The sequence below is a fragment of the Streptomyces rhizoryzae genome, from assembly GCF_023155275.1.
In the GTDB taxonomy this organism is placed as follows: domain Bacteria; phylum Actinomycetota; class Actinomycetes; order Streptomycetales; family Streptomycetaceae; genus Streptomyces; species Streptomyces rhizoryzae.
On record NZ_JALMUV010000025.1, the window covers coordinates 1 to 23,357 of the forward strand.

A 23,357-nucleotide genomic window follows, 5' to 3' on the forward strand; every position below is an offset into this window, starting at 1 on the left:
TCCGGCCGTTTCGCTTTCGCTTTCCGGCCTTTCCGACTTTATCAGATCTTCTTTCCTTCCCGGTCCGCATCTGCAAGAGCTGCGGTCGGTTCAAATTTCGATCCGATTCCCCGTCGGCGGGGTGTTCACTACGTTAGCGGAATTCCTCGGTGACGCCTAATCAGGCGCCCGGAATGAATTTCGACATGCGGAATTCAGTCCCGTTGAGGAGGCCGTGCAGTAGTGGGTTGCCGCGATGCGGCGGGATGGCCGCCGCAGAACCGTTCCGGCTCATCGGCAACTCGGAGAACACTACGGATCGATGGGGGCCGTGTCAACTCGGGTCAGTCGAGGTCGCTCAGCCGGCCTTCGGCGTCCGGCTGGGCGTCTTCCACCCGGCGCAGCAGGCGGGTCAACGCGTCACCCAGGATGCGGCGTTCCTCGCCGGAGAGGTCCTGGAGGAGCTCCTCCTCGAAGACCGTCGCCATGCGCATCGCCTCCAGCCACTTCTCGCGCCCCTCGTGCGTCAGCTCGACGATGACGCGGACGCGGTTGGTCTCGTCGCGTTCGCGGGTCACCAGGCCCTCGTTCGCCATGCGGTCGATGCGGTGCGTCATGGCGGCCGGGGTGAGGCCGAGGCGCTTGGCGAGTTCGCCGGGGCCCAGGCGGTACGGCGCGCCGGAGACGACGAGGGCCTTGAGGACCTCCCATTCGGCGTTGCTCAGGCCGAGGGTGGCGGTCTGGCGGCCGTAGGCGACGTTCATCCGCCGGTTGAGGCGCTGGAGGGCGGAGACGACCTTCTCCACCTGGGGGTCCAGGTCCTGGAACTCGCGCTGGTAGGCCGCGATCTGTTCCTCGAGGCTCGGCTCGCCGGGGCCGGCGGGCGCGTCTGAGGGCTCTGACATGCGGCGCAGTATGGCACGAAAGTCATTGGCGTTGAAGTTCTTCGTCATGTAGTCTTTAGCTTCGAACTTTAGGGTCGAAGTCTTGAGGGTGTGACTGTCCGGTCTCGGACATCCGGGCGTCATGGACGTGCCTCGGCTCGGCCCGGGGGGTTCCGACTCGTATCCGTCTTTGTGACCTGACCTAGGAAGGTGAGTGTGACCACCGCGATGGGCGCCGCGCTGCGCCGGATCCAGCTGGGTAACGCGCTGAGCGCGTTCGGCAACGGCTTCACCGTGCCGTATCTGTACGTCTACGTGGCGAACGTGCGGCATCTCGGTGCGAACACGGCCGGTGCGGTGCTGGCGATGCTGGCGGTGTCCGCGCTGGCCGTGCTGCCGCTGACCGGGCGGGCCATCGACCGCCGCGGGCCGCTGCCGGTGGCCGTCGCCGGCACCGTCGCGGCCGCCGTCGGCTCGCTGGGGATCGGGCTGTCGGCCAGCGTGCCGGCGGTGCTCGCGTCGGCGGTGGCGCTGGGTGCCGGTATAGCGGTGATCCAGCCCGCGCTCGCCACGATGATCGTGTGGTGTTCGACGACGCTGACCCGGTCGCGGGCGTTCGCCACCCAGTTCTTCCTGAACAACCTGGGGCTGGGCATAGGCGGCCTGGTCGGCGGCCAGCTGGTCGACGAGGCGCACGCGTCGAGCTTTGTGCGGCTGTTCGCCATCGAGGCTGTGATGTTCCTGGTGCTGGGGGCCGCCATCGCGACCGTGCGGCTGCCGCGGGTGCCGAAGGTCGAGGACGCGGTGCCGACCGGGGAGCGGGCCGCGGGGGCCTGGCGGACGCTGTTCGGCGACCGGCGGATGGTGTGGCTGTGCGTGCTGGGCTTCGTGCTCTTCTTCGCCTGCTACGGGCAGTTCGAGTCGGGGTTGGCGGCGTACGCCACGGAGGTCACCCGGATCGAGCCGGCGACGCTGGGCATCGCGCTGGCGGCCAACACCGCGGCGATCGTGGCGGCGCAGTTCGTGGTGCTCAGGCTCGTCGAGCGGCGGCGCCGGAGCCGGGTCATGGCGCTGGTCGGCGTGGTGTGGACGGTGGCCTGGACGGCCGCCGGCCTGTCCGGGCTGGTGCACGGGGCGCAGGCGGTGGCGACCGTTCTGCTGATCTCCACGTACGCGCTGTTCGGAGTCGGGGAGTCGCTGCTGTCGCCGACCGTGTCGCCGCTGGTGGCCGATCTGGCGCCGCCCTCGCTCATAGGCCAGTACAACTCGGCGTTCGCGCTGGTCAAGCAGCTGGCGCTGGCGATCGGGCCGGCCGTGGGCGCGCTGATGGTCGGGCACGGCCTGTACGTCGCGTACATCGGGATGCTCGTGGCGTGCGCGATCGGCATCACGGTGCTGGCGCTGCGGCTGGGGCGGATGCTGACCCCGGCGCAGGACCAGCCGCACCGGGCGGTGGTCCCCGCGCAGCGGGTGGAGGCCGAGCCGGTGGCCGCGGCCGTCTGACCGGCGGCCGGCCGGCGCCGTCCGCCGGGGGCGCGGCCCGTATCCGCCGGGAGCCAGGGGGATACGGGCCGGTGGCGCGTTCCGGTCAGTTCCGGGGCAGGGCGAATTCGCACCAGACCGCCTTGCCGCCGCCCGGGGTCCGGCGGGAGCCCCAGGACGAGGCGATGGTGGCGATGATCGAGATGCCGCGGCCGGCCTCGTCGGCCGGTTCGGCCCGCCGCCGGCGGGGCAGGTGCTCGTCGCCGTCGGTGACCTCGATGATCAGGCGGCGGTCGGTGCGGCGCAGCCGCAGGCGCATCGGCGGGGTGCCGTGCTGGAGGGAGTTGGCGACCAGTTCGCTGGCGGCCAGCACGCCGAGGTCGTGCAGCTCCTGCGGGAAGCGCCAGGAGGCGAGGACCCCGGAGGCGAAGGCGCGGGCCCGGGGCGCGGCCTCGGTGCCGCCGTGGAGTTCCAGTGCCGCGTTGTGGAACAGCTCGGCGTCGTGTCCCGTCCGGACCGGGTTCTGGACGACGAGGATGGCGACGTCGTCGTCATGGGCGGCGGTGATCCCCAGGGAGCGCAGCAGCCGGTCGCAGACGATGTCGGGGCTGCCGGTGGCACCGGCGACGGCCCGTTCCAGGGCGGCGACACCCTCGTCGATGTCCTTGTCGCGCCGTTCGACGAGGCCGTCGGTATAGAGGACGGCGCTGCTGCCGGGGCCCAGCGGGACCGAGCCGGAGGTGTGCAGCCAGCCGCCGGTGCCCAGCGGCGGGCCGGTCGGTTCGGCGGCGCGGCGGACCGCGCCGTCGGCGTCGCGGACGAGCATCGGCAGATGCCCGGCCGAGGCGTAGACCAGGCGGCCCTCGTTGGGGTCGTGCACGGCGTAGACGCAGGTGGCGATCTGGCTGGCGTCGATCTCGGCGGCCAGGCCGTCCAGGAGCTGGAGGACCTCGTGCGGCGGGAGGTCCAGGCGGGCGTAGGCGCGGACGGCGGTGCGCAGCTGGCCCATGACCGCGGCGGCGCGCACCCCGCGGCCCATCACGTCCCCGATGACCAGGGCCGTCCGGCCGGCGCCGAGGGTGATGACGTCGTACCAGTCGCCGCCGACCGCGGCGTCGGTGCCGCCGGGCTGGTAGGTGGCGGCGACGCGCAGGTCGTCGGGCTGCTCCAGCTCCTGCGGCAGCAGTGAGCGCTGGAGGGTGACCGCGGCGGCGCGCTGGCGGGCCTCGCTGGCGCGCAGCCGTTCGGCGGACTCGATCTGGTCGGTGACCTCGGCGCCGAAGACCAGGACGCCCTTGTGCGGGGCGAGGCAGGCGACCTCCGGGTCGGGGGCCGGACCGCTGGCGGCGACCTCGATGGGGGTGCAGGTGAAGGTGTAGTAGCCGTCGCGGGTGCGGTCGCCGCCGGCACCGGCCGGGACCTTGCGGGACTTGACCGTGCGGGGCCGGCCGCTGCGCAGGACCTGGTCCATCAGGGGCAGCAGGCCCAGTTCGGCCAGCTCGGGGAGCGCTTCGCGGGCGGTGCGGCCGGCCGGGCGGGGGCCGAAGACCCCGGCGTAGGCGCCGTTGACGTAGGCGAGGCGGTGCTCGGGGCCGTAGACGACGGCGACCAGGGCGGGGATGGTGCCGAGGATGTCGTGGACGGAGAGCGCGTCGACGGTGGGCGGCGCGGCGCCGGGCGCGGGGTCCTCGCCGGCGGGGCCCTCGGCACGGGCGGCGGGGACGCTGCCGGACGGGTCGCCGGCGGGCGCGGCGGAGTGCGCCGCGGGCCCGGCGGGCGGGGTGGCGGCGCGGTCGGACCGGGCGGCGGTGCGCCGCTGCGTGCCGGGGAACTTGGCGCTCCAGCGCGTGAAGATCACGGAGGGGTACCTCTTACTTCGCGTCGGGGCGCGGGGTCGGGCCATCGGCGTGGGCGGGCGCCCCGTGGCGTGGCGAGGGGCACTGTCGGCCCCCTCTGACGGAATGCAGCAAACGTCCTGAATCCTCGCGATTGTCACTCTTCGCAGATACGAGCCCACCCATGGTCACACGCCCAGTGTGGCCGACCGGACTGTCATCCGTCAGGCGCCGGGCGCCGGGGCGCACGTGCCCGCGCCGGGGCGCCCGGTGCGCGTCCGCCGGGCGGGTGGCCAACGCCGCTGGTCGGGGCCGGTCAGGTGGTCTCGTTGTGCCGGCCGGTGCCCGCGGCGAGTTCGAATTCGGCGCGCGGATTCTCCAGCGAGCCGAGCGAGACGATCTCGCGTTTGAACAGGCCGGCGAGGGTCCATTCGGCGAGGATCCGGGCCTTGCGGTTGACGGTGGGGACCCGGCTGAGGTGATAGGCGCGGTGCATGAACCACGCCGGGTAGCCCTTCAGCTTGCGGCCGTAGACGTGGGCGACGCCCTTGTGCAGGCCGAGCGAGGCCACCGACCCGGCGTAGGCGTGCTCGTAGTCGCGGATCCGGCCGCCGCGCAGGGCCGCGGCGACGTTCTCGGCGAGGACCTTGGCCTGGCGGACGGCGTGCTGGGCATTGGGGGCGCATTCGGGGCGCGGCGCACCGGGGGTGGCGGGCGCCGGGGCCGCCAGGTCCGGGACGGCGGCCGCGTCCCCGGCCGCCCAGGCGTGCTCGGTGCCGTCCACCCGGAGCGCGGCGGTGCACTTGAGGCGCCCGCGGTCGGTGAGCGGCAGCTTGCTCGCGGCCACGATGGGGTGGGGTTTGACGCCCGCGGTCCACACCAGGGTGCGGGCGGGGAAGCGGGAGCCGTCGCTGAGCCGGACGATGCGCCGCTCGCAGGACTCCAGGCGGGTCTCCAGCCGGACGTCGATGTTGCGGGCGCGCAGTTCGCGGACGGTGTAGCGGCCCATGTCGGGGCCGACCTCGGGCAGGATCCGGCCGGTCGCCTCGACCAGGATCCATTTCATGTCCTCGGGGCGGACGTTGTGGTAGTAGCGGACGGCGTAGCGGGCCATGTCCTCCAGTTCGGCCAGCGCCTCCACGCCCGCGTAGCCGCCGCCGACGAAGACGAAGGTCAGCGCCGCGTCGCGGAGCTCGGGGTCGCGGGTGGAGGAGGCGATGTCGAGCTGTTCGAGGACGTGGTTGCGCAGCCCGATGGCCTCCTCGACGGTCTTGAAGCCGATGCCGACGTCGGCCAGTCCGGGAACGGGCAGGGTGCGCGAGACCGATCCGGGCGCGAGGACCAGCTCGTCGTAGGGCAGGGTGAACGCGCCGTCGCCGGTCTCCTCCGCGGCCAGGGTGGCGATCGTGGCCTTCCGCTCCTCGTGGTCGAGGGCGGTGACCTCGCCGACGACGACCGTGCAGTGCGGCAGGGCGCGGCGCAGCGGGACGACGACGTGGCGCGGGGAGATGGCGCCGGCGGCGGCCTCCGGCAGGAAGGGCTGGTACGTCATGTACGGGTCGGGGTCGACGACGACGATCTCGGCGGTGCCCTGGCGGAGTTCCTGCCGGAGGGTCCGCTGCAGCCGCAGGGCGGTGTACATCCCCACGTAGCCGCCGCCGACCACGAGCACGCGCGCCACGTCGTCCGAAGACACAGTCTTCACAGAGGTTCTCCTCGCGGTGTCGACCAGCCCGGGCGGCCACCGAGCGGGTGGCCTGGCCGGCGGCGCGGCCACCTTCGGGCGCTGCGCCCCCGGACAGCGCAGCACTGTTCCATGACGCATCCCCGGCGCGGCTTTGTCCACAGCCCGGTCGAAAAGTATGGCCGGAACCGGTGGCTGTGCGGAGGGGGACATTCCGCGTGTCCGGTGCGAAGTACGCTGGTCAGGCGGAGATTGGCGCGGAGTGAGCGGAGGGGCGTACGGGGCGGATCGGGCCGATTGGGCCGATCGGGGGGCGCGGTGTGCGGAACGCCCCCTTCAATCTTGACGCGGGCTCAACTATGTTCGTACTTCGCTGGGGTGCACCCTCTTCTCGGGTCGCTCCGGCCGTCAGGGCGGGGAAGTCTCCGGGGGGAGACATCATTACCGGGGGATCACTATGCACATTCAGGGCTCTCAATGGCCGGCGTCGGTCGCGATGACCGCCGCGACCGACGGTGTCAACGGCAGCAGCGGAACGGGCGCACCGACCGGCGCCAACGGCCGGAGCACGCCGCTGCGGGTGGACGCCCAGCGCAATCTGGAGCATGTGCTGCGGGCGGCCCGCGAGGTCTTCGGTGAGCTGGGGTACGGCGCGCCGATGGAGGACGTGGCCCGGCGGGCCCGGGTCGGTGTCGGGACGGTCTACCGCCGCTTCCCGAGCAAGGACGTCCTGGTCCGGCGGATAGCCGAGGAGGAGACCGCGCGGCTGACCGAGCAGGCGCGGGCCGCGCTCGGCCAGGAGGACGACCCGTGGTCGGCGCTGGCGCGCTTCCTGCGGACGTCGGTCGCCTCGGGCGCCGGGCGGCTGCTGCCGCCGGGCATCCTGCGGGTGGACACGGGCGAGGACCGGGCGGCGGAGGCCGCCGGCGAACCACGGCTGCCGGACGGCGGCACCGGGGCGCGGGTCCCTTCGCAGCGGGTGGCGCCCGGTGAGGCGGACGGCACCCGGGCGGGCGCCGAGGCCGAGGAGACGCCCGGCGGCCAGGCGCTGCTGGAGGTCGTCGGCCGGCTGGTGGAGCGGGCGCGGACCGCGGGTGCGCTGCGGCCCGACGTCACGGTCTCCGACGTACTCCTGGTGATCGCCACGGGCGCGCCGGCCCTCCCCGACCCGGGGCAGCAGCAGGCCGCCTCGACCCGGCTGCTGGAGATCCTCCTGGAGGGCCTGCGGTCGCGCCCGACGGGGTGACGGGCGGGCCTTGACGGCCGGCCCGGACGGCTGAGACCGGGGCGGGCGGTGGCCACCGAGGGTCATGGAGGGCCATCGGGGGTCGGCCATCGATCGGCTCGGGGGCGTGTTACCGCAGCTCGGTGCGGGCGGGGGTGGTGGGGGCGCGGGGGCCGGGCCGCCGCCGTTCCGTTCGGCGAGCAGCGACCGCACGCGCCGGGCGAACTCGATGCACCGGGCTAACTCGTCGCGCCGGGTGATCTCGTCGCGCCCGGTGATCTCGTCGCGCCGGGCGGGTGGCGGTCGGTCGGGGGCGTTCGGTCCGGTGGGGCTGGGAGCACCCCGGACGCGGGACGCGTGCGGGCCGGTGGTCGGCTGCGGGCTGCGGGCTGCGGGCTGCGGGCTGCGGGCTGCGGGCTGCGGGCTGCGGGCACCCCTACGGGTGGCACCGGCGGATGCGGAAGGGCCCGTACGGGTGAACTCCAGTGCGGGCGCCCCGGATGAGTGGTTGGCCGGCGGAGGACTGAAGCACGGGCGCCTGGTGTGGCACGCTTGCGCGGTGTTGCGGTGTGACAGCGGGTTCGGGGGCCTCGGCGATGGGCGTTGACGGGCGGGACGAGCGCGGCGGCGAAGGCGCGGGAACACCGTCCGGTCAGGTCCCGGGGCAGGGCGGGCCGCGGGGATCGGCAGCACCGGCGGACGGCGCGGAGAGCGCCGGGCCCAGCGTGCCGGCGCAGCGCAGGCGCACCCGGCAGCCGGCGGACGGGCGAGAGCCGGTGGACGGGCGGCAACTGGCGGACGGGCGGCAGTCGGCGGACGTGTCCGCCGGGCCGGTGGACGGCGGGCCATCGGCCAGCGGGCCGGGGGACGGCGGCGCCGCGGGTCCGGACACCGTTCCGCCGCCGTCCGACGCCCAGTTGGTGGCCGCCCTGCGGGCCGGGGACGACACCGCCTACGAGGAGCTGTACCGCCGGCACGCGGAGGCGGTCCGCCGGTACGCGCGCAGCTGCTGCCGGGATGCCCACACCGCCGAGGACCTCACCGGGGAGGTGTTCGCCCGCACGCTCCAGGCGGTGCGCGGCGGGGCGGGCCCGGACGCCGCGGTGCGGGCCTACCTCCTGACGACCGTCCGGCGGGTCGCCGCGAACTGGGCCAAGAGCTCCCGGCGCGAGCAACTGGTCGAGGACTTCGCGGTGTTCGCGGTGTCGTCGGCCGGTGCGTCCCTGGACGACGACACCCTGGACCTCGGCGCGGACGTCCGGGCGATGCACGAGGCCGAGCAGACGATGGCGGTGCGGGCGTTCCGCAGCCTGCCCGAGCGCTACCAGACGGTGCTGTGGCACACCACCATCGAGGACGAGTCGCCGAGCGAGGTCGCGCCGCTGCTCGGGCTGACGGCCAACGCCACCGCGGTCCTGGCCCACCGCGCCCGGGAAGGGCTCAAGCAGGCGTATCTCCAGGCGCATGTGAGCCGGTCGCTGACCTCGGGAGGCGACTGCGCCCGCTATGCCGACCGGCTCGGCGCGTACGCGCGGGGCGGGCTGCGGGTGCGGGCCGAGCGGGGGCTGCGCAAGCACCTCGACGAGTGCGCCCGGTGCCGCGGGGCGGCGCTGGAGGTCGCGGACCTCAACCAGCGGATCGGGGCGGTGCTGCCGATCGCGGTCATCGGCTGGTTCGCGGCCGGGTACGCCCTCAAGGGCGCCGCCGCCGTCGCGGGAGTCGCCGGTGCCGGGGCGGCGGCGGGTGCCGGAGTGGCCGCTGCGGCTACGGGGTCGGGTGCGGCGACCGGGGCCGCCGGTGGCGCGGCTGGTGGCGGGGCTGCTGGTGCGGCCGGGGCCGGCGGGGCTGGTGGCGTGGCTGGGGCTGGTGGGGCTGGTGGGGCTGCTGGTGCCGGGGCGGCGGGTGCGGGAGCTGGTGGCGCGGGGGCCGGTGGGGTGGCTGGTTCTGGTGCGGTGGGGGCCGGAGCCGGGGCCGGTGCGGGAGGGGCGAGTGGGGCCGGCGGGGCCGGTGGTGGGGCGGCTGTGGGTGAAGGGCTGGCCGCGCCGGTGAAGATCGGCGTCGGTGCCGGTCTGGTGGTGGCGGCGGGCGCCGCGCTGGCGTTCGCGCTGGCCGGGTCCCCGCAGCCGGACCCGCACCCCCAGGCCCACCCGGCCCCACCGGCGTCGTCCGCCTCCCGGGTGCCCTCCCCCGCGCCGCCGGACACCCCGCGCCCCCCGGCGGGCGCACCGGCCCCGGAGCCGCACCCCACCCCCACGCCGTCCCCCGCCCCGGCGCCGCCGAAGCCCACGCCTGCTCCTCCCCCGGCGCCCACGCCCACGCCGTCGTCGCCGCACCCGACGCCGACGCCGACCCCCACACCCCCGCCGGCTCCGGCGCCCACGCCCACTCCTCCGGCTCCGCCGCCGACGGCGTATCACGTGAGCGCGCTGCGCTATGACTTCGCGGGGGACGGCACCGCACCGGAGGTGCGGGCCTTCGACAGCAGCTGGCTGTGGAAGCGGAACCACCCGCGCATCGGCGGCGCGGCGTACGACCACGGGGTGAGCGTGCACGCGTCGTCCTCGGTGATCATCGACCTCAACCGGCAGTGCACCGCGTACGACGCGGCGGCCGGCGTGGACGACCTCAGCCTGGGGCTGGGCGCGCTGCGCTTCTCGGTGTACGCGGACGGTTCCCGGCTGTGGCGGTCGGGCGTGGTGCGCGGCGGGGACCCGGCGGTGCCGGTGCACGTCCCGCTGACCGGCCGGAAGACGCTCCGCCTGGTCGTCGAGCCGGAGAGCGCGGAGGATCTGGTCGCGCTCGGGGATTGGGCGAGGTCGCAGATCAGCTGCCGGTAGGTCGTGGTTTCAGCCGCAGTGGGGCGGAGATCGGCTGCGGTAGGTCGTGGTTCAGCCGAAGTCGTGTTGTGCTGCCTCTTGCCTCGTCTTGCCGCTGGCCTCCCCGGCGGTCTCCCCGGCGGTCTCCCCGGCGGTCTCCCCGGTGGCCTCCCCGTCGGCCTCCGGCCTGCCTCCGCATCGGGCCTTGCCGGCTCTGCCAGGTGCCTTGCCTGTCGATGGCTCGTGGGCCTTGCCTGTCGCCGGCTCGTGGGTTGTCGCCGGCTCGTGGGTTGTCGATGCTCGCGATTTGTCGATGGCTCGTGGGTTGGCTCTGCTCTGTTTTGCCTTGGTGGGGCCTCCTGCCTGCTGCCTGCTTCCTTTTGGGGCAACGATTACGGAGAGTGATTGGTTCCCGGGGTTCGGGTTAGGGGAGGGGGAGGCGGGAGCGGGGGGTGAGGCCGGTGGGGAGGGCGCGTTGGCGGGAGGGTTCGGTGCCGGTCCAGCAGGAGCCGCGGCGGGCCAGGAGGCGGCGCAGCCACAGTTCCGCGGAGACGAGTTCGGCGAGTCCGTCCAGGGGCAGGGGGGCACCTTCGGTGGCGGCGTGCAGGGCCTTGCGGACGACGCGGGCCTCGATGAGGCCGGCGTCGGCGAGCAGCGGGGCGTCGAAGAGCTGGTGGAGGAGACCGGCGGCGGCGCGCAGGCCGGCGCGGGCCGCCGCGGTGTGCGGGAGGTGGGAGGCGGCGCCCCAGCCCGGGGGCAGGTCCCGTACGCCGGCGCCGGCCAGTACGGAGCGCAGGACGGCGGCGCGGGCGCCCGGCTGGACGCGGAGGGTGTCCGGGAGGGCGCGGCAGGCGAGGACCACCTGGTTGTCCAGGAAGGGGGCGTGCAGCCGCTGGCTGCGGACCTCGGCGGCCTGCTCGAAGACGCGGTGGTCGGCGGCCTGGCGGGCGAGGGCGGCGCGGGCGCGCCGTTCGCCGGGGCGGCCGGCACCGGGTGAGCGGTGCGCCGCGTCGCCGAGGCGAACCGATACTTCGGCGAGCGCCTCGCCCGTGAGCCAGCGGGCGGCGGGCCCGGGGCGGCACCAGGTGAGCGCGGCCAGGGACGCGTCCACCGCGCCGCCCGCCACCGGCTCGTCGGCGAACTGCCGTTCCCGCAGGCGCCGGGCGGCCTCGGCGATCCCGGTGGCGTAGGGGGTGCGGGCGAGCTTGCGGGCGGCGCGGTAGACGGTGAACGGGACGAGGACGGAGTGGGCGGACGGGCCGTCGGCCCGGGCGAGTGCGGTGACCGGCCGCAGCAGGTGGCGCCGGCGGCGGTCCAGGAGGAGGTCGGCGAGGCGGGCCGGATGGGCGTCGAGGGCCTGGCGCGCGCCGTTGCCGACGAAGTGGTCGGCGCCGCCGGACAGCAGCCGTCTGCGGTGCCGGGCGGCGAGGGTGAGCGCGGGGCCGGGTTCGTCGGTGAGCGGGAGGGCGTCGAGGCCGGTGTACGGGAGGGCTTCCGCGCCGGCGGCGACGACGACGTGGTGCAGCCGGGGGTCGTCGGCGATGCCGCGGGCGCGCTCCAGTTCTTCCTCGTGCTCGGGGTGGCCGCCGTGGGTGGCGCGGTCGTTGAAGGTGACGGCGAGGAGGCGTTCGCCGTGGCCGTTGAGCCGGCCGGGCTGTCCGGGGAGGCCGGCGGCCAGGAGGGCGAGCGTTCCGGAGGCGCTGCCTCCGGAGAGGTCGGCGCCGATGCCGGGGGCGGGGCCGCCGCGGGCCGCGCGGCGTTCGGCGGGGCCCATGCCGGGGACGGGTCCGGGGTCGAGGCGTTCGGGCCCGTCGGGGTCGGGGGCGAAGCGGGGGGCCGCCAGGCGGGCCCGGACGGCTTCCACGAGGGCTTCCCGGACGCCGTCGACGGCTTCGTCCGGGGCGAGTTGGGGGGCGGCGACGGCCAGGGATGCGGCCTGCTCGTAGGAGGCGGTCTCGGTGGTGCCGTTGCGCAGGACGAGGGCGTGGCCGGGCGGGATCCGGTGGACGCCGTCGTAGGGGGTGCCGGTGCCGAGCGCCTCGGGGGCGTCGGGGCAGGCGAGGAGCGCGGCGAGGTGGCCGACGTCGAGGCCGGCCTCGACGAGGTCGGCGAGCGGCAGGGCGGCGGTGGCGTACGCGGTGCCGTCGGCCCAGCGGGTGTGGAAGACGGGGCGGGCGCCGGCGAGGTCTCCGGTGACGGTGACGCGGCGCCCCACCCGGGCGACCGCGGTGTAGCTGCCCGGCCAGGCGGTGAGGTGGCGCAGGGCGCCGCCGCGGGCGGCGTACAGGCCGACCCGGAGCTGGTCGTCGGTGGCGCCGCAGACGCCGAGGACGGCGAGCCGGGTCTCCGGGTCGGCCTGGACGACGCGTACCTCGTGGGGGCGCCAGTCGCCGACCGCCCAGAGGGGGTCGGGGCCGTCCCAGAGGAGTTGGGCGCCGACGGGGTGGAGGGGGTGGCTCTGCCTGCCGGTGGCCGCGGGACTGCTCCACCCCACCAACCAGCGCATCCGCCGCCTCCACCCGTTTCCCCGTCCGCCCGGTGGCCGGCGGCCGTCCGGTGCAGCGGTTTCCCCAGCTGCCGTGCGGACCATGCTGCCACGGCGGTGGGGGGCGGGAGGTGGACGAGGGGGCGGGGATACGGGTGAGGCGAAGGGCCGAGGGACGGCGACGGGAGGCGGGGGCGGGGTGCGGTGCTCCCGTGGGGTGGCGGCCCCGGGCGGCCCCCCGTGTGGCCCCCGGGGCCGGCGGCGGCGCGAAAGCATCACCCGTCGCTTTTCGGCCAAAGTCCGGGCGCGATAGTGGAGTTGACGCCCGGACGACCGTGCCGGACGGGGCCGCATGGCGCGCGGCGGCCGGACGGCACCCCGCCCCGCGACGGTCCGGGAAGCGGGCTGCGCCTCCCGGACCGGACCGCCACCCGCGGGGAATGAGGTGGCGGTGTCCCCCAGCCCACTGGATCCAGTGCAGCGGGCCGACCCACGCAGAACTCATCGAAGCGCGGCCCCCGTTGGGCAGCCAGCGCGCACGAACGGGCGCATGGGCACACGTACCCGGAGCACATGCCAATTCCCGCACCCCCGTTTGAACACGAATCTCGCCATCCAAGACACCGGCCCTTAACGGTCGGGATCCGGCGAACTACTCTGGGTGGACGCCTGCCCCGGGGTACGGGGCGGCTGTCGCTGTGTCGAGGGGTGCGCATGTCCAGCAATACACGCGGGCCGAACGAAAAGCTCGGCACCGTTCTCGCCCTCGCGGGGATCAGCAACGCCGGCCTGGCGCGCCGGGTCAACGACCTCGGTGCGCAACGCGGCCTGACGCTTCGCTACGACAAGACGTCGGTGGCCCGCTGGGTCTCCAAGGGCATGGTGCCGCAGGGCGCCGCGCCCCACCTGATCGCGTCCGCGATCGGCAGCAAACTGGGGCGCCCGGTGCCGCTGCACGAGATCGGGCTGGCGGATGCCGATCCGGCGCCCGAGGTGGGGCTGGCGTTTCCCCGGGACGTGGGCGCGGCGGTGCGCTCGGCGACCGAGTTGTACCGTCTCGATCTCGCCGGACGGCGGGGCAGCGGCGGCGGCATCTGGCAGAGTCTGGCCGGTTCCTTCGCCGTCAGCGCGTACGCGACGCCCGCGTCGCGGTGGCTGATATCGCCGGCGGACAGTTCGGTGGCGCGGGAGGCGGCCGAGGCGCGGGACAAGGACGCCGCGGCCGCCGGTGACGGCGGGACCCCCCAGCACGTCGGCCACAGTGACGTCACCAAGTTGCGGGAGGCGGCCGAGGACGCCCGGCGGTGGGACTCCAAGTACGGGGGCGGGGACTGGCGTTCGTCCATGGTGCCGGAGTGCCTCCGGGTGGACGCGGCGCCGCTGCTGCTCGCCTCGTACAGCGACGAGGTGGGCCGCGCGCTCTTCGGGGCAACGTCCGAACTCACCCGGCTCGCCGGGTGGATGGCCTTCGACACGGGCCAGCAGGAGGCGGCGCAGCGGTACTACATCCAGGCGCTGCGACTGGCCCGCGCGGCCGCGGACGTCCCGCTGGGCGGGTATGTGCTGGCGTCGATGTCCCTCCAGGCGACGTACCGCGGGTTCGCCGACGAGGGGGTCGATCTGGCGCAGGCGGCCCTGGAGCGGAACCGCGGGCTGGCGACCGCCCGGACCATGAGCTTCTTCCGGCTGGTGGAGGCGCGGGCGCAGGCCAAGGCCGGGGAGGCGCGGGCCTGCGAGGTGGCGCTGAAGGCGTCCGAGGGCTGGCTGGAGCGGTCCCGCAGCGGTGATCCGGATCCGTCCTGGCTGGACTTCTACTCGTACGAGCGGTTCGCGGCGGACGCGGCGGAGTGCTATCGGGACCTGCGGCTGCCCCGTCAGGTGCGGCGCTTCACCGAGCAGGCGCTGTCGCGGCCGACGGAGGAGTTCGTCCGCTCGCACGGGCTGCGCCTCGTCGTGTCCGCGGTCGCCGAACTGGAGTCCGGCAATCTGGACGCGGCCTGCGCGGCGGGCGCCCGTGCGGTGGAGGTGGCGGGGCGCATCTCCTCGGCCCGTACGACGGAGTACGTCCGCGATCTGCTGCACCGCCTGGAGCCGTACGGGAACGAGCCTCGGGTCGTCGAACTCCGCGAGCGGGCCCGGCCGTTGCTGGCAGCGCCGGCGTAGGGGCGTACGGGGCGAGGGTGGCGCAGGGGGCGTAGGGGCGTAGGGGCGTACTGGCAGGGGTGGGCACCGGGCGGCCCGGGGCCGGGGTGCAGGGGCCGGTGCGTGGCTGGGGTGGCGGTTCGGGGTGGCGGTTCAGGGTGGCGCTGGGGTGGCTCGGGGTGGTCCAGGAGGGGTCAGGCCGGGTCAGGCCGGGTCAGGCCGGTGCGACAGGTCAGGACGGACCGAAGCGCATCGCGTCGGGTCGGCGTGGGCCGGAGCGGGTCGGCGTGGGCCGGAGCGGGGTGGGGTCGGTCGCGGTGCCTGGGGAGCGGCGGGTTGGGGACCGGCGGGTTTCGGGTGGCTTTCGGCGGCTTCGGGCGGGGGCGCTGACGGAGGTCACAGCGGAATGTCAGTGCCGCGCGTCATGATGGACTACGTCGTCGGCGATGACGCGCGGGCCCGCGGTGACGGGCGGGCCGGCGGTCATGCGGTTGGGGAGGTGCAGTGGCGGCGTACGACTGCGATGTGCTGGTGATCGGTGCCGGGATCGTGGGGCTTTCCACGGCCCATGCCCTCACGCGCGCCGTGCCCGGTATACGCGTCGTGGTGCTGGAGAAGGAGCCCGGCCCGGCCCGCCACCAGACGGGGCGCAACAGCGGCGTGATCCACAGCGGTATCTACTATCCGCCGGGTTCGCTGAAGGCCCGCTTCGCGCTCCAGGGTTCCGCGGAGATGGTCAAGTTCTGCACCGAGCACGACATCGCGCACGAGGTCACCGGCAAACTGATCGTCGCCACCGAGCGCAGGGAGCTGCCCCGGCTGCACGGGCTCATCCAGCGCGGCCGGGAGCACGGCCTCCCGGTGCGGGAGCTGGGCCCGGCCCAGATCGCCGAGTACGAGCCGGAGGTCCGCGGGCTGGCCGCCATCCATGTCGGCACGACCGGTATCTGCGACTTCGGCGCGGTGGCGCGGCAGCTGTCCCGCCTCGCCCAGGAGGACGGCGCGCGGGTCGGGTACGGGGAGGAGGTCACCGCGATCGGCCGCCGCCCCGGCCGGGTCGCGGTCCGTACGGCCGGCGGCACGGTCTACCGCGCCCGCGCCCTGGTGAACTGCGCCGGTCTGCACTGCGACCGGGTGGCGCGGCTGGCGGGGGACGCCCCGGGGATGCGGATCGTCCCGTTCCGCGGGGAGTACTACACGCTCGCCCCGGAGCGCGCGGAGCTGGTCCGCGGCCTGGTCTATCCGGTGCCCGACCCGGCCTTCCCGTTCCTGGGCGTGCACCTCACCCGCGGGGTCGACGGCTCCGTCCACATCGGGCCGAACGCGGTGCCCGCCCTGGCCCGCGAGGGCTACGACTGGCGCACGGTCCGCCCCGCCGAGCTCGCCGGGACGCTCGCCTTCCCCGGCTCCTGGCGGATAGCCCGCCGCCACTGGCGCTACGGCGCGGGCGAACTGCACCGTTCACTGTCGCGCCGGGCCTTCACGGAGGCGGTCCGCCGGCTGCTGCCGGCCGCCCGCGAGGAGGACCTCGTGCCCTCCCCCGCCGGGGTCCGCGCGCAGGCCGTGCTGCCCGACGGGACGCTCGTCGACGACTTCCTCTTCGCCGAGTCCCCCGGCATGATCCACGTCCTGAACGCCCCGTCCCCGGCCGCCACCGCCTCCCTGCCCATCGGCCGAGAGGTGGCCCGGCGGGTCCGGGGGGTGCTGGGGCTGCCGGCGGGGGCGGGGCCTGGGGCGAGCTGACCTGGAGGTCAGGTGGGGTGGGGGTGGACCGGGGGTGTCCTGGGTGGCGGACTGTCCTGGGCGGCCGGAACGTCCTGGGCGCGCCAGGCGGGGGCCCGGTGGCTCGGTGAGCCGGTGGGTCGAGGGCCCGGTGGCTTGGTGAGCCGGTGTGGGTCGAGGGCCCGGTGGCTTGATGACCCGGGGCTTGGTGCCCGGGGGCCTGGGGCCCCGGCGGCGGACCTTGGCGGACCGCTGGCGGGATGCCGGGGACGAAGGCGAGGGCGGGGTCGCCGTACGTGGCCACCGGGTCGGCGTTCCGGGTGCCGGGCCGACGTTCCCGAGTGCCGGGCCCGCGTCCGTAGAATCGAAATACTGTGTCGAAGAATCCCGCCACCCCTGAGACCGCCGCCCCCGAGACCGCCATCCCCCAGGCCCTCACTCCTGAGACCGCCGCTCCCGGAACGGCCACCCCCGAGGCCCCCGCCGCCACCGCGGTGGACGCCCGCGCCGCCGCGGACGCCCACGCCGCCACCGGCGCAGCCGCCGGTGCGAGCCCGCATGCAAGCGCGCCTTCGAGCGAGAGCGGCAGTGCGACTCGGAGAGGGAGTGCGGGCGCGGAGGGTGCGGAGGACGAGGATACGGCGGGCCCCGTGACCGCCGTCACGTCCGCGCAGGCCGGCGGGGAGCGGCGCGGTAAGCCGATGTCCCCCGAGGGGACGGGCCCGGCGGCCGACCCCGCGGGCTCGCACCACGAGCGGCGGATCCGTTCCTTCCAGCCGCGCCGCAGCCGCGTCACCGCTTCCCAGGCCGGAGCGCTGCGCCGCCTGTGGCCCACGTGGGGCGTGGACGTCGACGGGCTGTCCCGCCTCGATCTCGACGCGTTCTTCGGCGGCCTGCCGGTCGTCCTGGAGATCGGCTTCGGGATGGGCGAGGCGACCGCCCGGATGGCCGCCGCCGACCCGGAGACCGGCATCCTCGGCTGTGATGTGCACACCCCGGGCCAGGGCAACCTGCTCGGTCTCGCAGAGCGGAACGGCCTGTCCAACATCCGGGTGGCCAACGGCGACGCGATCATCCTGCTGCGCGAGATGCTCGCCCCTGGCTCCCTCGCCGGCCTGCGCGTCTTCTTCCCGGACCCGTGGCCGAAGAAGCGCCACCACAAGCGGCGCCTGATCCAGCCGGAGTTCGTGGCGCTGGCGTCGTCCCGGCTCGCGCCCGGCGCCCTGGTGCACTGCGCGACCGACTGGGAACCGTACGCGGAGCAGATGCTGGAGGTGCTCTCCGCCGAGCCGGCGCTGGAGAACCTCTACGCGGACTACGCGCCGCGGCCGGAGTTCCGCCCGTTCACCAAGTTCGAGGGCCAGGGCCTGGAGAAGGGGCACGTGGTGCGCGACCTGATGTTCCGCCGGCGCCCCTGAGAGGGGAACGAGCTCACCGGCGTCCTTGAGACGGAGGCGCCCCTGAGGCGGAGGTGCCCCTGAGGCGGAGCGAGCCCACCGGTGCGCGTCTGACGGAGCGTGCCCACCGGTGCGCATGCGACGGAGCGTGCCCACCGGTGGGCCCCCGCCTCCGCCCCCGCGTGGCCCGCGGCCCGCCCCTCCTGGTTCTGCCGCGCCTCTTGGATCTTCCGCGCCTCTTGCTTCTGCCGCGCCTCCCGGCCCGGACCGTAAACCCGCATGCCGGACCCGCCCGGCCCTCGTTAGGGTCGTTGGGTGTACCCGTCCCCGCCGCCGCTCCCCGAGCGCTCCGCCGGCCCGCCGCCGTACACATACGCCGAGGCGCACCGGGGCCCGCGGCGCCGGCCCGCGCCCTGGCACAGCAAGACCGTGCGGGCCGTCGCGCTGGCGTCGCTGCTGGCGCTGTCCGGGGTGATCATCCTCGGGATCGTCCGGCGCCAGACGGGCACCGAGGGGTTCCTGGTGGGGCTGGGGCTGGCGGTGTTCCCGGTGCCGCTGCTGATCGCGGCGTTCTGCTGGCTGGACCGGATCGAGCCGGAGCCGTGGCGGAATCTGGCGTTCGCGTTCGCCTGGGGGGCGTGTGCCGCCACCCTGGTCGCGGTCCTGGCGAACGGTTTCGCCACCGACTGGCTGGCCAGCAACATCGCCTCCGCGTCGCCGACCGAGGCCCAGGCGTGGGGCTCGACGGTCGTCGCGCCGATCGTGGAGGAGGTGATGAAGGCCGCCGCGATCGTCCTCCTCTACCGCTTCCGGCGCCGTGACTTCGACGGCATCACGGACGGCATCGTCATCGCCGGGATCACCGCCACCGGCTTCGCGTTCACCGAGAACATCCTGTATCTGGGCAGCGCCTTCGGCGAGGACCAGTCCATGGGCCACACCGGGCTGAGTTCGCTGACGGCCGGGACGTTCTTCGTCCGGATCGTGGTCTCGCCGTTCGCGCACCCGCTGTTCACGATCCTCACCGGGCTGGCGTTCGGCATAGCGGCGACCCGCTACCCCCGCCGCCGCGGCGCCCGGGCGGCGCTGATCCTGCTGGGGCTGGCCACCGCGGTGCTCCTGCACGGCGTGTGGAACGCCGCTTCCAGCCTGGGCGACGCCGGGTTCCTGATCGTCTACACGGTGATCATGGTGCCGGCGCTGCTGGCCCTGACCTGGCTGGCGCTGTGGGCGCGCCGGCAGGAGCTGCTCTCCGTGCGCGCCTACCTCGCGCCGTACACCGCGGCCGGGTGGCTCGCCCCGCCCGAGCCGCTGGCGCTGTCGTCGCTGAAGACCCGCGCGCTGGCCCGCGACATCGCCCGCCGCACCCACGGCCCGGCCGCCGCCCGCGCCGTCACCGCCTACACCACTCTGGCCACCGCCCTCTCCTTCCACCGCCGCCGCGCCCACCTGACGGGCCCGCCCCCCGACTACACCGCCCGCGAACGCGACCTCCTGGAACGCCTGTGGCGCTACCGCCCCTGGGCGGGCCCGGCCCTCCTCCAGGCATGGGCGACGAGCACCATGGCGGGTGGGCGAGGGGCGGAGGCGTCGCCACGGGAACACAGCTGACCGCCCGGGCGGCCTCCGGCACAATTGGCCCCGTGCCCGCCAAACCCTCGTCCCCCGGCGTCTCGGCCCGTATGAGCGTCCAAGCCCGCCGGGACACCGTCCCCGAGATGGCCGTACGACGTCTCCTCCACGCCTCCGGTCACCGCTACCGGCTGCAGCACCGGGTGCCGGGCCTCCCCCGCCGCACGATCGACATCGCTTTCCCGGGCGCCAAGATCGCGGTTTTCCTGGACGGCTGCTTCTGGCACGGCTGCCCCCGGCACGCCACCCACCCCAAGGCCAACGCCGAGTGGTGGCGCACCAAACTCGACGGCAACATGGCCCGGGACCGGGAGACCACGGAACACCTCGTCGCGGAGGGCTGGACGGTCCTGCGTTTCTGGGAGCACGAGGACCCGGCGGCCGTCGCCGACAAGGTCGCGGCGGTTGTCGCCTCGATGCCGCGGCGCACGCGCGGAACGGGCCCGGCACCGCGCCCGGAGTGACCCGTCGCCCGCTGCTGCGGCACCCGCGACGGCGAGTGGCCCGGGGCAGCGGGTGCCGTGCCGGTCGGGCTGCTGACGGGGAGTGAGCCGGGCGTAGGCTCGTTGGAGTTGTTGGTTGTCCGTGAATGGGAGGTTTCTGTGATGGCTGGGATACCGACGAGTGTGGTGGCGGCCGGTGGCCTCGTGGGGGGTTACGGGGTGGCCCGGTGGACGAAGAAGCGACCGCTGGGTGGAGCGGCGCTGGCGGCTGCCGGGGCCGTAGCGGCCAAGGGGTGGCACGACAAGGCCGGTACGAAGGCGGCTGCTGCGCTGAGTGGGGCGTATGTGGCGGCGTTCGCCGGGTCGCACCCGCTGGCGAAGAAGATCGGGGCGTGGCCCTCGGTGTTCGCGGTGGCGGGCGCGGTCGCGCTGGCGTCGTGGGCGGTCGCCGACCGGCGAGGCTGAGCCGGGCGGGAGGGCGGCGCGGACGGTGGCGCCGCTCGGCCGGGCGGGAGGGCGGCGCGGACGGTGGCGCCGCTCGGCCGGGCGGGCGGTGGGCGTCAGTGGCTCGCCGCCGGCCCGGGCCTGCGGTGCCGCGGCGCCGGGCCGGCCGCGGGCCGCGCGTCGTCCCGCGGCCCGCGCGGAGGGGCACCGGTCAGGCTGATGCCTCGGTGAGGAGGGCCAGTTCGGTGTCGGTGAGGGTGAGCTCGCCGACGGCCAGGAGGGCCGGAAGCTGGGCGAGGGTGCGGGCGCTGGCGATCGGGGCCGTGACGGTGGGCTGGGCGGCGAGCCAGGCGAGGGCGACGGTCGCCGGTTCGGCATGGTGGGCCTTGGCGACGGTGTCGAGCGCCTCCAGCACGCGCGGGCCGCGCTCGGTGGCGAGGTACTCCGCCGCCTTCCCGGCGCGGGCGCTGTCGACCGTGCTCCCCGGGCGGTACTTGCCGCTCAGGAAGCCGGAGGCGAGCGCGTAGTACGGGACGGCGCCGAGGCCGTTGCGGGCGGCCACGTCGGCGAGTTCACCCTCGTAGGTGTCGCGGGAGACCAGGTTGTAGTGGGGCTGGAGGGCCACGTAACGAGCCACGCCCTCACGGTCGGAGAAGTCCAGCGCCTCCTGGAGGCGCGATGCGGAGATGTTGGACGCGCCGATCTCGCGGACCTTGCCGGCCCGGACGAGGTCGTCGAGCGCGGTCAGGAACTCCCCTACCTCGACCGACTCGTCGTCGTAGTGGGTGTAGTAGAGGTCGATGTAGTCCGTGCGCAGACGGGACAGGGAGAGATCGACCGCGGTCTTGATCGTGGCGGCGGAGAGGCCCTTGTGGTCGGGGTGGGCGCCGACCTTGGTGGCGATCACGACATCGTCGCGGTTGCCGCGGGCCGCGAGCCAGTTGCCGAGGACGGTCTCGGACTCACCGCCCTTGTTGCCGGGGACCCACGCGGAGTAAACGTCGGCGGTGTCGATGAAGTTCCCACCGCCGGCGACGTACGCGTCGAGGACGGCGAAGGACTCGGCCTCGTCGGCGGTCCAGCCGAAGACATTGCCTCCCAGGCAGAGCCGGGAGACGGACAGCGATCCGAGCGGCTCGTGGGCGTGGGCGGAGCTCTGGGTGTGTGTCGCGGTCATGTGGGCGCAACGCCGGGGGCGGGGAATTTGTTCCCCGGGGTGCTGCCGGGCCGGTGGATGTCGCAGGGGCGGCGACTGCTGTGGGGAGGCCGCGGTTGGGCGGGTTGGTATGGGGGCGGCTGGTGTTGGGGGGGACTGCTGTGGGGGGACTGTTGTGGGGGGAGCTGCTGGTGGCGGGCGAGGGGGACGGACGCGGGGGCGGTGGCCGCGCCTTCCCTGGGTTCGGGGGGCGGTTGCGGCCCGGCCTCCCCTCGGTTTGCGGGGAGGCCGGGCGGGCGGCGGCGGTCAGACGGTGACGCCCCGGTCGCGGAGCCATGAGGCCGGGTCGGCGGGGGCGCCGCCGGCCGGGCGGACCTCCAGGTGGAGATGCGGACCGGTGGCGTTCCCGGTGGCGCCGACGCGGCCGATCACGTCCCCCGCAGCGACCTTGCCCGACGTCTTGACCATCGACGACAGGTGGCAGAACCACACCTCCGTACCGTCCTCCAGGGTGAGGACGATGCGGTAGCCGTAGGCGCCGGCCCAGCCGGCATGGGTGAGGGTGCCGCCGTGAACTGCCGTGACCAGCGTGCCCGTTGGGGCCGTGAAGTCCTGCCCGGTGTGGTCCGCCGCCCAGGGGTCACCGGCCTGCCCGAAGCCGGTGGCGAGCGTGTACGAGGAGAGGGGGGCGACGAAGTCGCCGGTCGGGGCGGTCGGGTGGCCCGCGTCGGCGGTGGCGGCGGGTTCCGCTTCCGGGTGGTCCTCGCCGGCTTCCCCGGCGGCGGCCGACGCCTCCGGCCGGTCCGCGGCGCCGGGGGGCGTGGCGGCGTCCCCGTCGCCCGTCTCCGGGGCCACTGCGGGCTCGTCGGTGGGCGCGGCCGATACCGGCTCGTCGGTGGGCGCGGCCGACACCGGCTCGTCGGCGGTCCGGGACGGGGCGGCAGGACCGGAGCCCTCGTGGGCCGGACCGTCGGAGGCGGACGTTGGGGCCGGGGCCTCGTGGGTGGGGACCGGGCCCTCCTGGGCGAGGGCCGGGGCAGCGTCCTCGGGGGCGGGGTGCTGCGGTGCGTCGGCTTCCCGTTCGGTGGTGGCCTGGTGGGCGTCGGCCTGCTGGAGGATGCGGTTCCGCAGCGCCTCGGCCGCACCCGCGCCCTGGTTGCCGTCGCCGGAGGTGACACCGGCCCGGAGGACGGCGGACGCGGGGACGGCCGCATGGGCCGAAGCCCCTGAGGCGGGGGCCGGGGCGGGTGCGTGGGGCGCGGACGGCGCGTGCGCAGCCGTCACGGGGGACGCGCTCGCGGCACCCGCGCCGGGGGCTCCGGTGGTGACGGCATCCGTACCGGTGCCGGTACCGGGGGCAGACGTGGCGTCCTGGTGGGCGCCGGTGGAGTCGTCCGCCACGCCACCGGGGTCGGGCATCGATATGGGCACCGGAGGCCGGCCTTCGGCCGCCGCCACGCCGCTCGCGCCGACCGCCGCGATCACGCCGACACCGAGGGCCGTGCCGCCCCTGGCGAGTCCGCCGCTGCGCGGTTTGGCCACCCGGTGCTTCGCACGGAAGCCCGGCGCCAGACGATCGTCGTCCCAGTCCAACGGGTCGGGGGAAGCGGCGCGTTCGGGGCCCTCGGAGGCTTCCCCGAGACCAGCCGCTTCGGCGGCTTCGGCGGCTTCGGCGGCTTCGGCGGCTTCGGACGGCCCGGCGGCGGACGGGTGGGCGGACGGCGAGTACGAGGGCGCGGGGTGCGGGGAAAGCTCGGGCGACGCGCCGTACGGGAGCGGGGCCCGGGGCGCGTCCCCATAGGCCCCGTGGGAGGCGTAGGCCCCCGGGGTCGCGGCCCCCCGGAGTGCATCTTCGCCGGCCGCTTCCCCGTAGGCCGCGGCAGTGCGGGGCGGCCCGCCGTAGGGGCCGTCAGCGCCGAACGCCGTACCGGTGTCCGGGCCGAGGGTGGCGCGGGCCGGCCCCGCGAAGGCGGGAACGTCGGGAACGTCGGGAGACGGAGCAGCAGCCGAGGGCGCCCCGACGACACCGAC

15 protein-coding genes are annotated in these 23,357 nt (G+C 75.3%); 9 read left to right on the forward strand and 6 right to left on the reverse strand.

The annotated features are described in order from the left end of the window. Positions 1-323 precede the first annotated feature (323 nt). Positions 324-884, reverse strand: a complete 561-nt coding sequence (locus tag MUU72_RS20160; protein ID WP_248014729.1) for a MarR family winged helix-turn-helix transcriptional regulator — start codon at positions 882-884, stop codon at positions 324-326. A gap of 195 nt (positions 885-1,079) precedes the next feature. Between MUU72_RS20160 and MUU72_RS20165 the strand changes: the two genes are divergently transcribed. Further along, positions 1,080-2,366, forward strand: coding sequence for an MFS transporter (locus MUU72_RS20165; protein WP_248014805.1), 1,287 nt, complete (start codon positions 1,080-1,082; stop codon positions 2,364-2,366). 85 nt (positions 2,367-2,451) lie between these two features. On the opposite strand, the gene MUU72_RS20170 is transcribed toward MUU72_RS20165, so the two are convergent. Together MUU72_RS20170 and MUU72_RS20175 are read right to left on the reverse strand one after the other, a co-directional pair. Beyond that, positions 2,452-4,203, reverse strand: coding sequence for an ATP-binding SpoIIE family protein phosphatase (locus tag MUU72_RS20170; RefSeq protein ID WP_248014730.1), 1,752 nt, complete (start codon positions 4,201-4,203; stop codon positions 2,452-2,454). Positions 4,204-4,496: 293 nt separating this feature from the next. Continuing rightward, positions 4,497-5,885, reverse strand: a complete 1,389-nt coding sequence (locus MUU72_RS20175; protein WP_308403841.1) for an NAD(P)/FAD-dependent oxidoreductase — start codon at positions 5,883-5,885, stop codon at positions 4,497-4,499. Between the two features lie 436 nt (positions 5,886-6,321). Between MUU72_RS20175 and MUU72_RS20180 the strand changes: the two genes are divergently transcribed. Together MUU72_RS20180 and MUU72_RS20185 are read left to right on the forward strand one after the other, a co-directional pair. After that, entirely contained in the window at positions 6,322-7,110 is a 789-nt protein-coding gene (locus tag MUU72_RS20180; protein ID WP_248014731.1) for a TetR/AcrR family transcriptional regulator, read from the forward strand. Positions 7,111-7,685: 575 nt separating this feature from the next. After that, positions 7,686-9,926: a sigma-70 family RNA polymerase sigma factor gene (locus MUU72_RS20185; protein ID WP_248014732.1), complete on the forward strand. Its 2,241-nt coding sequence runs from the start codon at positions 7,686-7,688 to the stop codon at positions 9,924-9,926. A 403-nt stretch (positions 9,927-10,329) separates the two neighbouring features. Here the strand turns inward: MUU72_RS20185 and MUU72_RS20190 are convergent, their stop codons facing one another. Further along, the gene (locus MUU72_RS20190) at positions 10,330-12,411 is read right to left on the reverse strand and encodes an asparagine synthase-related protein (protein ID WP_248014733.1); all 2,082 of its coding nucleotides are present in this window, start codon (positions 12,409-12,411) and stop codon (positions 10,330-10,332) included. 693 nt (positions 12,412-13,104) lie between these two features. Here MUU72_RS20190 and MUU72_RS20195 point away from each other — a divergent pair. From MUU72_RS20195 to MUU72_RS20220, 6 genes are all read left to right on the forward strand, one after another. Continuing rightward, positions 13,105-14,553 (forward strand): NsdA family TPR-like regulatory protein, encoded by a 1,449-nt coding sequence (locus MUU72_RS20195; protein WP_248014734.1) that lies wholly within the window; start codon positions 13,105-13,107, stop codon positions 14,551-14,553. Positions 14,554-15,036: 483 nt separating this feature from the next. Beyond that, on the forward strand, positions 15,037-16,275 hold the full coding sequence (lhgD, locus tag MUU72_RS20200; RefSeq protein WP_248014735.1) for an L-2-hydroxyglutarate dehydrogenase: 1,239 nt from the start codon (positions 15,037-15,039) through the stop codon (positions 16,273-16,275). 473 nt (positions 16,276-16,748) lie between these two features. Further along, complete coding sequence (trmB, locus tag MUU72_RS20205; protein ID WP_248014807.1) at positions 16,749-17,672, forward strand: tRNA (guanosine(46)-N7)-methyltransferase TrmB; 924 nt, start codon at positions 16,749-16,751, stop codon at positions 17,670-17,672. Between the two features lie 294 nt (positions 17,673-17,966). Then, complete coding sequence (locus tag MUU72_RS20210; RefSeq protein ID WP_248014736.1) at positions 17,967-19,262, forward strand: PrsW family intramembrane metalloprotease; 1,296 nt, start codon at positions 17,967-17,969, stop codon at positions 19,260-19,262. A gap of 71 nt (positions 19,263-19,333) precedes the next feature. Continuing rightward, positions 19,334-19,747: a very short patch repair endonuclease gene (locus MUU72_RS20215; RefSeq protein ID WP_248014808.1), complete on the forward strand. Its 414-nt coding sequence runs from the start codon at positions 19,334-19,336 to the stop codon at positions 19,745-19,747. Between the two features lie 141 nt (positions 19,748-19,888). After that, a complete protein-coding gene (locus tag MUU72_RS20220) occupies positions 19,889-20,191 on the forward strand; it encodes a hypothetical protein (RefSeq protein WP_248014737.1) in 303 nt (100 codons plus the stop codon). 190 nt (positions 20,192-20,381) lie between these two features. Here MUU72_RS20220 and MUU72_RS20225 read toward each other — a convergent pair whose 3' ends face one another. Beyond that, entirely contained in the window at positions 20,382-21,347 is a 966-nt protein-coding gene (locus tag MUU72_RS20225; protein ID WP_248014738.1) for an aldo/keto reductase, read from the reverse strand. Positions 21,348-21,632: 285 nt separating this feature from the next. Continuing rightward, the gene (locus MUU72_RS20230) at positions 21,633-22,868 is read right to left on the reverse strand and encodes a M23 family metallopeptidase (protein ID WP_248014739.1); all 1,236 of its coding nucleotides are present in this window, start codon (positions 22,866-22,868) and stop codon (positions 21,633-21,635) included. Positions 22,869-23,357 lie beyond the last annotated feature (489 nt).

What these genes read in the sequence shown, in the direction of transcription:
- MUU72_RS20160 (WP_248014729.1), bottom strand. Translation starts at nt 884, where the DNA reads ATGTCAGAGCCCTCAGACGCGCCCGCCGGCCCCGGCGAGCCGAGCCTC.
- MUU72_RS20180 (WP_248014731.1), top strand. Translation starts at nt 6,322, where the DNA reads ATGCACATTCAGGGCTCTCAATGGCCGGCGTCGGTCGCGATGACCGCC.
- MUU72_RS20185 (WP_248014732.1), top strand. Translation starts at nt 7,686, where the DNA reads ATGGGCGTTGACGGGCGGGACGAGCGCGGCGGCGAAGGCGCGGGAACA.
- MUU72_RS20190 (WP_248014733.1), bottom strand. Translation starts at nt 12,411, where the DNA reads ATGCGCTGGTTGGTGGGGTGGAGCAGTCCCGCGGCCACCGGCAGGCAG.
- MUU72_RS20195 (WP_248014734.1), top strand. Translation starts at nt 13,105, where the DNA reads ATGTCCAGCAATACACGCGGGCCGAACGAAAAGCTCGGCACCGTTCTC.
- MUU72_RS20215 (WP_248014808.1), top strand. Translation starts at nt 19,334, where the DNA reads ATGAGCGTCCAAGCCCGCCGGGACACCGTCCCCGAGATGGCCGTACGA.
- MUU72_RS20220 (WP_248014737.1), top strand. Translation starts at nt 19,889, where the DNA reads ATGGCTGGGATACCGACGAGTGTGGTGGCGGCCGGTGGCCTCGTGGGG.
- MUU72_RS20225 (WP_248014738.1), bottom strand. Translation starts at nt 21,347, where the DNA reads ATGACCGCGACACACACCCAGAGCTCCGCCCACGCCCACGAGCCGCTC.